A 6733-nucleotide genomic window follows, 5' to 3' on the forward strand; every position below is an offset into this window, starting at 1 on the left:
AGCCGTCATCTGATGCTGGCCTCCGATCCAGCCAGCATCTTGAATCACAAAACCACTCTCACGGGAATCCCGCAGATTCAGTCAAAATCTGAACTGCTCTAGTTGTTTTGGCTGAGGACGAGCGTAACCACCTTAGGCTCGGCTCGCTGCAGACATCGTTCCGGAATATTGGGCCACATCGCCTTGGCGCATCCCTGATCTTCGCTTGACGCCGTCGCAAGCGAGCGTTCTGCGTTACCGGCTTCGTCTGCGGTCGACAGGAATACTTGCGTGGCGAGCGCAGTAGCCATAGATACTTGGACGAGGATAAGGGCGTAGGCAAATCGTCTGATCATCCGCTCGCAACGTTCAATCCGCGAAGTGGTTCCAACGTCGCGACCCGCCGATGTAAAACCCGATCACGATGCTCGAGCCTGCGCCCTGCCCGTCCTCAGCTTTCCTAAGGACAACCCTTCGTGGCCGGCCGCTTCATGATGCCCTTGGGCGCCGTGCCTGAGTGCTCCTGGACGCGTTTCCATAGCCTCTCGCGCATTTCCCGGTTCAAGGTGACGAATGCGCTTCAGACATAACGCCCGGTGCCGCGCTCAGCCATTAGAGTGAAAGCCGGCTTGCCCGCTTCACGCTCGACGCCGAGCAGATCGAATCGTCGATCGCATAGCACTTGGCCTTCAGCCAGTTGGTCGACGGACCGCGTCGGTATTTGCTGTCCTTCCGCTTCGAGACCATGCCTTCAAGTCCGGCCTTGTCGAGCAAGTGAAAGATGGCCTTGGCTTCCCCCGGCAGGGGCTCGCTGAACTGAATACGCCCGCCGGGCTCGATCATGCTGGCCAGGATCTCGCGCCGCTCCTCTAGCGCCTTATCGCGCAGATCGTGGCCGTTAAGATGAAGCAGATCAAAGGCAACAAAATACAAGTCGTGCTGCTGTCATTCAGAACGACGATCTCGCCCTCGACAATGGCGCTTCGGCACCAAGGCGCTTTGCCTCTCTCACCAGGTCGCGATATTTCGCCGTCCAGGCGTGGCCATTGCGCGTATAAATGCGTGTGCCGACTTCATCAATGATCATCTGCGATCGGTAGCCGTCGAACTTGACCTCCTGGGTCCAGCCTTCACCCTCGGGAGGCTTCTCCACAAGGGTCGGCATCAACGGCTCGATGAACTTCAAACGCATGCACTGACCCACCCTCCGGCGATTCAATAAGACCAAGTAAAAATGGTTCCGAAGCCGGAAATCAGCCTTTTGGTGCAACAAACACGTCAACTCGACGTTGCGGGATGAGCGAAGGATGAATCGATATGGCCGACGACAAGAGCAAGCGGGATTTTCGTGATCGGGACCGTGTCACGGCCGATGAGGATTATGAAGTTGAATATTTCGCAACAAAGACCGGCATCACACCCCAGCAGGTCAAAGAGCTGATCGCGAAGCACGGGCAACCAACGCGAGACTTTGGAGCGGGTAGCCAAGGCGCTGCGGAAACAATGACCAGACTATCTGATCTCGGCAGACCACTGATCGGCCACCGACATGAAGGCCCGCCCGCGAGCGAACTCGCGCATTTCCTTCCTTGCCTGTTTGCGGTCAACAGATCGATATGCGCGATTTTCGCCAGGTCACTTATCATGCCGATCCGGAGCACGAGCCGCTCGAACTGGACGCTTAGGACCAAAAGTGCCGAAATACCACGTTGAGGAAATGGACGGCGATACCGTGACGGCTACCCACATCGTCCACGCGACAACGCCGATCAGGGCGGCGCGGGAAGCGACAGAGCGCGACATCACTCTGCGCACCAGCGAGCCCATCTGGATCAGGGTTGCCGACGAAAAGCGCGGCCACAATTCGAATACAGTTTCAGCCAACTCGGCTAGCTGAGTTTTTGAATGGCATACCATGCCGTCGACCTCGATACGCAAGTTCGACTATGACCCGAACACCAGGGTTCTCTCCGTCTGGTTTGTGGCAAGCGGGAAGCATTACGAGTTTTTGGACGTACCTGCTGAGGCCGTTGCTGCGTTCAAAGCTGCCTTTGCTAAGGGCGTCTATTTTAACAGGCACATCCGCAATCGTTATGCAGTCCGGCTCGCGCCAGGGCGCTGACATCTGGAGACGCCGGGTTTGTGCAGGGATGGCCCGCGCCTGCTTCCGAGCGCGGGCCGACCATGATGAGTGAGGGGCCATCTTGGTCACCGGCAGGGACCGCTGAGAACGAGCCGGGTGTGACCGAACAGCCTCGGAGCGGGGATGTTCCCGGCTGACCCAAAAAGGCCAAAGGGCGCAATTAGCACCGACTTAATTAGGTCCGGAAAATTTTAACGAATCGTTGACCGCGCTGTCCCAGAATAGGACGGCGCGGTCAAACCCCAACCTTGGCTGCGCAGGCGGCTTCGGCACTCAGTTCCACCCCCGAGCTGTCGGAGCCGCCACCCACCCCACACTTATACCAGCAATGGTTGAATCAACCGTTACTGCACGTGCTTTCATGGCGCTTCCCTGATCGTTAGACTTTGACGGATCAAACAGAGGATTCACAGATTCGGAGACTCGACCGATGGAAACGATCTTCGATGACGTCGGCAACGGCCTCAGAGCGCCCGCACAGACGCATGGCGCCCTGTATGCGCCTTCGCGCATCGACATGGCCGGCAAGCTGTTCCTTGGCGTCGCAATCGGCCTGGGCCTTGGCTTTGGAATGGCGAACGCGGGTTAGACCCGACCTATCGGTTCGGGCGGTCCGTAGCCAAAACGTTGTAGAGCACCAAACACGCCAGCAACGAAATGACGCTGCCCAGCAGGTCGCCTAGGGTCAGGCCGGAAAAATAGACAAGATCGAACGCCAGTACCGCCATCGCTCCAGCCAATCATGATTCGGGACACTGCCGACATTAACCGTTAGTCGGCACTGTTCCGGTCTGGATAACCTGTTCAATCTTTTCGTTGAACTTGCGCCATTCGCCAACAATCCAAAGTTAGGCGAAGCAATCAAGCTTGCGAATGAATACGCCTCCGGAGACGTCCCCATCGGCCAAGAGGTTTTCGAGGCCATCGGAGCGTCGCGGAAAGAAATGATAGAGAGTTGGCGAAAGAGGCGGAACGCTATCCGGTCTGGCAAGCTCGCTCCCACACCACGCAACCTAATCCAAAGTACCGCGAGGAATAGGAATGGCTAAAGTCCGCAAGCGCACCCTGCCCTCCGGTGAAGTTCGCTGGCCGGCAGACTACTTCGATGCCGGCTGCAATCGCCGCGCCAAGCAGTTCGACAAGCGCAAGGATGCCGACGGCTATCCGGTAAAGGTGCGACGTGACCTGCAGCTATGATTCGAATCCAGGTTCCCCAGAAAGCGATTTTTCCGTTTGATCATTAGAACATTTCGTGTCAGTCGGACGCACGGTCGGTAATTTTTGTTCCCGTTTCGAGCTTGCGGATGGCGCTTTCGCCGAGCGCCGGATCTCGGTTGAGGAAGGCTGTGGCCGGTGATCGTTGCGATTTCCGGCCCCCAGGCCTCGACGAGCGCCAGGCGCGTTACAGCAGTCCCGCGAATGTATTTAGGGTCACTCCGACCACCCCGGCCGAGGCGCAGGCCTTGCGCCACGATGATCGAAAGCCGGTCCATGGCACGCCGTCGCTGTTCAAAAGTATCTGCCCGACCTTGTCGCGCAACGCCTCGAGCGCAGCCTTGAGCGGCCCTCCGACGGGAATGACCACACGAGTTCCGGTCTTGGATTGCTGCAGGCGGATCACCTTGCCGTCATACTGCTGTCAAGTGAGCCGCAGCAGGTCGCCCTGGCGCCGGCCGGTCCACAAGGCCAGTGTGAGCGGCAGATGCAGGTGCGCGGGAGCGCTGGCATAGAATGCGGCCTCGTAGGCGGCAGACCAGACGTTAGCCACCCTGGTGCCGCGATAGAGGCGCCCGCCCTTCTCGCAAGGATTGGCTGACACAAGGCCGCGACCGTGTCCCCAGGACAGGATCCTCGCCAGCACCTGCCAGCCATAGTCTGCCTGTTGGCGCGATGCCTTGGCGCGCTCGTCGCGCCACTCCATGAAGATGCCGCGCGTGCGGCGGTCGCTCATGCCCGACAGCGGGAAGTCACCGAATTTCTTTCCGATAACCTTGATCAGCTTGACATAGTCGGCTTGCGTGCGCGGCGCCAGGTCATCCAAATCCGAGCTGGCCTGAAATTCATTCAGCACGGACAGCAGCACGCCCTGGCGCGGCTTGGCCTTGGTCGCGGCGGCAGCTTTGTAGGCTGCGATGAATTCGGGATCTCCAGGCTTGCCAGGCAAGGTGGCCCGCCCTTCCAAGCCCACTAGTAGGTGACGAGGCTGCCGTCGGCGAGTTGTTTGGCGCGGCTGTTCAGCCCCTTAAGACGAACGCGCATGATTTTTTATATACTGGTCGACGGGGTTTTCCGGTTCGCTCGTATGTGTAGCGGCGATGACCACGATCTTGCCCGTCGCCGGATCTATTTCTACCCTGCCAGGCTCCATGTTGCCTTAGCGTGCGCTCTTGATCCGCGCGCAATATCGGCAATTTTGAAGGAGATCAGTGTGCCGGCCATTTTGGATTGCTCCCGCCTTTTCAGCCGCCGCGTTTTCCAAAAGATTCGTGAGGTTTTGGATAACTGCTTGGAGCAGATCCTTGACGGGCAGCCTCATCACCTTCTCGATGCCAATTAAGACTTCCAGGACAATTCGAGCCGGCCTGAGAATGATCGAAACCGGATATTGCTCGCGCCTAATTACCTCTCCTACCGGAGACGATGCATCGAAATCAGACCATCCCTGCCCTTCCTGATCGAAAGACAAGGCCAAGGTGCGGAAATTCGGACTCTTGGGACCTTCTCAGGTTACAGCAACCGACACAGTGAAACGCAATTGTCCATGAGATCGGCCGTTGCTGCTACACATTCCCCTCGCTGAGGCATGCGTTTCTGGAAGGCGGTCCGCAGCCGGTTCCGTGCACGTTTTATTTTGACTGTTAACTGTCACGCTAGTCGAATGTTGACGACTCCCCCTCGGAAGAGTTAATAATCGCCTAATATAAGCATTTTCTTAAAAACATGATCGGCAGCCGACGAGTTTGCCGACGCAATGGGGAGACGCAGCGCGACGACCAATCTCGTCGCAACATCATCATCATCATCAACATCGAGCCGCCATCCGTAAACGGTACTGCTGAGTCAGCCGTTCGCAAGGCGTAACATAGCGGCGGTTTGGTGGGCTGACGAAGTCTATGAGTTTTGATAGCGAGTGCTTTGTCTTTTCAGTGCGGTCGGTAAACGGATGTGGGGGCATCTGTGTATGAGTAAGGGGGTTATAATGGCTGCTTCTCAAATCATAAACGCCGACGGAATGTCGACGTTGCTTCCCGATACGCCACAGGGCGGAGACTATACCTACCGCTTAGCCGAAAATGCGCCCGTCCCCATTTCCACCGCTCTGACCATTATATCTCTCGATGGGTCGAGTTGCGATCTGGCCGAAATCACACTTTGCTCTCCGAATGATGAGTTTTCCGCCTCGACCGATCCGAAGAAGCCCGCTGTTGCCTGCGCAGATTCAGCAGGCATCAAGCTGTGTTTGCCGGACTCGCGAGCGTGGGCGTTTGGCATTGGTACACATGCCATTGGTCTGGATGCGAACTCATTTGGTCCGGCGCTCTCGCCCAGGATCAAGCCGTTTGTTGGCGAAGGCGAACTTGCCCTCATAGGTTCATAATTTTTGAGCGACGCCGCTGCAAGCGGCAGGTCAATGTCGGCACTTCTCGATCGACAAGAACAACTAGCGAGATAGGGGACGGGGTATGGCAACGGCAACTGGTACAAGCGGCAACGACAATCTGGTCGGCGGTAGTGGAGACGACGTGCTTTTGGGCGGTGCCGGAAGCGATCGCCTGAATGGCGGTTCAGGCGCCGATACGCTCGATGGAGGCAGTGGTTTCGACACGGTCCTGGGCGGATCGGGAGCGGACACGCTCATCTATCGCGCGTGGGAAAATCAGTACAAGTTTGGTAGCCAAGTCTACGGCACAGGGACAACCGTCGGACAAACAGCCTTTTCCGGCTACGACACCTACGACGGCGGTAACGGCAATGCTGCGAAAGGCACTGCCGAGATCGATACGATCGCTATCTATCTAAGCAATGATCAACTAGCCAACACGTCATTCATGACCGCGTTTAACACCGAACTTGCTCAGTTTCGTGCCTTCATTGCCGCGAACTCGAACACGAATACCGGCCAAGCAGGTCAGGCAGAATTTACCTTCGCCACGATCAACCTCAAGGTCTCCGCGATCGAGCGGGTCGTCGTTCTCGATAGCGCCGGGCAAGTTCCTGTCTCCGTAAATATTGTCGACCCTTCCTTAAATGATGGTGACAACAACTCGGTCGTGACCTTCACTTTTCTTGGTCCCGTGACGGGCTTCGATTCTGCCGATGTTACGGCAATGAATGGCACGCTGACTGATTTTGTGAAGATTGATGCTTCGCATTATACGGCGAAGTTTATAGCAAATGACGGCTTCGCCGGCACCGGCTCGGTGTCTGTGACGGCAAACAGCTACACCGACCTTGCCGGCAACCTCGGCGCGGCGGGCTCCGACACGGTCATTGTGGATACCGCCAACCCGACGGTCGTGATCGGCACCGACGACAGCGCCCTGAAGATCGGCGATGTCGCGCACCTGACCTTCACCTTGAGCGAGGCGTCGACCAGCTTCGGCAGCGACG

At 57.4% G+C, this 6733-nt stretch carries 13 protein-coding genes; 8 read left to right on the plus strand and 5 right to left on the minus strand.

Annotated features, from left to right (window positions below; translation table 11 throughout):
• Positions 1–591 precede the first annotated feature (591 nt).
• Both NKJ76_RS32020 and NKJ76_RS32025 read right to left on the minus strand, forming a co-directional pair.
• Positions 592–912, minus strand: coding sequence for an ATP-dependent DNA ligase (locus NKJ76_RS32020; protein ID WP_023707388.1), 321 nt, complete (start codon positions 910–912; stop codon positions 592–594).
• A gap of 16 nt (positions 913–928) precedes the next feature.
• A complete protein-coding gene (locus NKJ76_RS32025) occupies positions 929–1171 on the minus strand; it encodes an ATP-dependent DNA ligase (RefSeq protein WP_023707389.1) in 243 nt (80 codons plus the stop codon).
• A 125-nt stretch (positions 1172–1296) separates the two neighbouring features.
• On the opposite strand from NKJ76_RS32025, the gene NKJ76_RS32030 reads away from it, so the two are divergent.
• The 4 genes from NKJ76_RS32030 (at position 1297) to NKJ76_RS32045 (ending at position 2711) form a co-directional block, all read left to right on the plus strand.
• Entirely contained in the window at positions 1297–1692 is a 396-nt protein-coding gene (locus NKJ76_RS32030; protein ID WP_023707390.1) for a DUF3606 domain-containing protein, read from the plus strand.
• Positions 1673–1876, plus strand: a complete 204-nt coding sequence (locus tag NKJ76_RS32035; protein WP_156932446.1) for a hypothetical protein — start codon at positions 1673–1675, stop codon at positions 1874–1876. The genes NKJ76_RS32030 and NKJ76_RS32035 overlap by 20 nt, the downstream gene beginning before the upstream one ends.
• Positions 1877–1894: 18 nt before the next feature.
• Positions 1895–2101, plus strand: coding sequence for a KTSC domain-containing protein (locus NKJ76_RS32040; protein WP_023748450.1), 207 nt, complete (start codon positions 1895–1897; stop codon positions 2099–2101).
• A gap of 451 nt (positions 2102–2552) precedes the next feature.
• Positions 2553–2711, plus strand: a complete 159-nt coding sequence (locus NKJ76_RS32045; protein ID WP_023707392.1) for a hypothetical protein — start codon at positions 2553–2555, stop codon at positions 2709–2711.
• Positions 2712–2718: 7 nt separating this feature from the next.
• Here NKJ76_RS32045 and NKJ76_RS32050 read toward each other — a convergent pair whose 3' ends face one another.
• On the minus strand, positions 2719–2850 hold the full coding sequence (locus tag NKJ76_RS32050) for a hypothetical protein (RefSeq protein ID WP_023707393.1): 132 nt from the start codon (positions 2848–2850) through the stop codon (positions 2719–2721).
• Positions 2851–3163: 313 nt separating this feature from the next.
• Between NKJ76_RS32050 and NKJ76_RS32055 the strand changes: the two genes are divergently transcribed.
• Positions 3164–3319 carry a hypothetical protein gene (locus NKJ76_RS32055; RefSeq protein ID WP_023744425.1) on the plus strand — a complete coding sequence of 52 codons (156 nt, stop codon included), beginning with the start codon at positions 3164–3166 and terminating at the stop codon, positions 3317–3319.
• A 205-nt stretch (positions 3320–3524) separates the two neighbouring features.
• On the opposite strand, the gene NKJ76_RS32060 is transcribed toward NKJ76_RS32055, so the two are convergent.
• The gene (locus NKJ76_RS32060; protein WP_352539203.1) at positions 3525–3743 is read right to left on the minus strand and encodes a site-specific integrase; all 219 of its coding nucleotides are present in this window, start codon (positions 3741–3743) and stop codon (positions 3525–3527) included.
• Positions 3744–3761: 18 nt separating this feature from the next.
• Positions 3762–4286, minus strand: a complete 525-nt coding sequence (locus NKJ76_RS32065) for a hypothetical protein (protein ID WP_023750889.1) — start codon at positions 4284–4286, stop codon at positions 3762–3764.
• Positions 4287–4379: 93 nt separating this feature from the next.
• Here NKJ76_RS32065 and NKJ76_RS32070 point away from each other — a divergent pair, with 93 nt between their 5' ends.
• The 3 genes from NKJ76_RS32070 to NKJ76_RS32080 form a co-directional block, all read left to right on the plus strand.
• Positions 4380–4679, plus strand: a complete 300-nt coding sequence (locus NKJ76_RS32070) for a hypothetical protein (protein ID WP_352539204.1) — start codon at positions 4380–4382, stop codon at positions 4677–4679.
• Between the two features lie 642 nt (positions 4680–5321).
• Complete coding sequence (locus NKJ76_RS32075; protein WP_352539205.1) at positions 5322–5720, plus strand: hypothetical protein; 399 nt, start codon at positions 5322–5324, stop codon at positions 5718–5720.
• Positions 5721–5805: 85 nt separating this feature from the next.
• Positions 5806–6733, plus strand: a 928-nt coding sequence (locus NKJ76_RS32080; protein ID WP_352539206.1) for an Ig-like domain-containing protein, incomplete at its 3' end; no start/stop codon positions are given.

The organism is Mesorhizobium sp. M0029, assembly GCF_040323735.1.
Lineage (GTDB): Bacteria > Pseudomonadota > Alphaproteobacteria > Rhizobiales > Rhizobiaceae > Mesorhizobium.

What these genes read in the sequence shown, in the direction of transcription:
- NKJ76_RS32025 (WP_023707389.1), bottom strand. Translation starts at nt 1,171, where the DNA reads ATGCGTTTGAAGTTCATCGAGCCGTTGATGCCGACCCTTGTGGAGAAG.
- NKJ76_RS32070 (WP_352539204.1), top strand. Translation starts at nt 4,380, where the DNA reads ATGATTTTTTATATACTGGTCGACGGGGTTTTCCGGTTCGCTCGTATG.
- NKJ76_RS32030 (WP_023707390.1), top strand. Translation starts at nt 1,297, where the DNA reads ATGGCCGACGACAAGAGCAAGCGGGATTTTCGTGATCGGGACCGTGTC.
- NKJ76_RS32040 (WP_023748450.1), top strand. Translation starts at nt 1,895, where the DNA reads ATGCCGTCGACCTCGATACGCAAGTTCGACTATGACCCGAACACCAGG.
- NKJ76_RS32075 (WP_352539205.1), top strand. Translation starts at nt 5,322, where the DNA reads ATGGCTGCTTCTCAAATCATAAACGCCGACGGAATGTCGACGTTGCTT.
- NKJ76_RS32055 (WP_023744425.1), top strand. Translation starts at nt 3,164, where the DNA reads ATGGCTAAAGTCCGCAAGCGCACCCTGCCCTCCGGTGAAGTTCGCTGG.
- NKJ76_RS32050 (WP_023707393.1), bottom strand. Translation starts at nt 2,850, where the DNA reads ATGGCGGTACTGGCGTTCGATCTTGTCTATTTTTCCGGCCTGACCCTA.
- NKJ76_RS32045 (WP_023707392.1), top strand. Translation starts at nt 2,553, where the DNA reads ATGGAAACGATCTTCGATGACGTCGGCAACGGCCTCAGAGCGCCCGCA.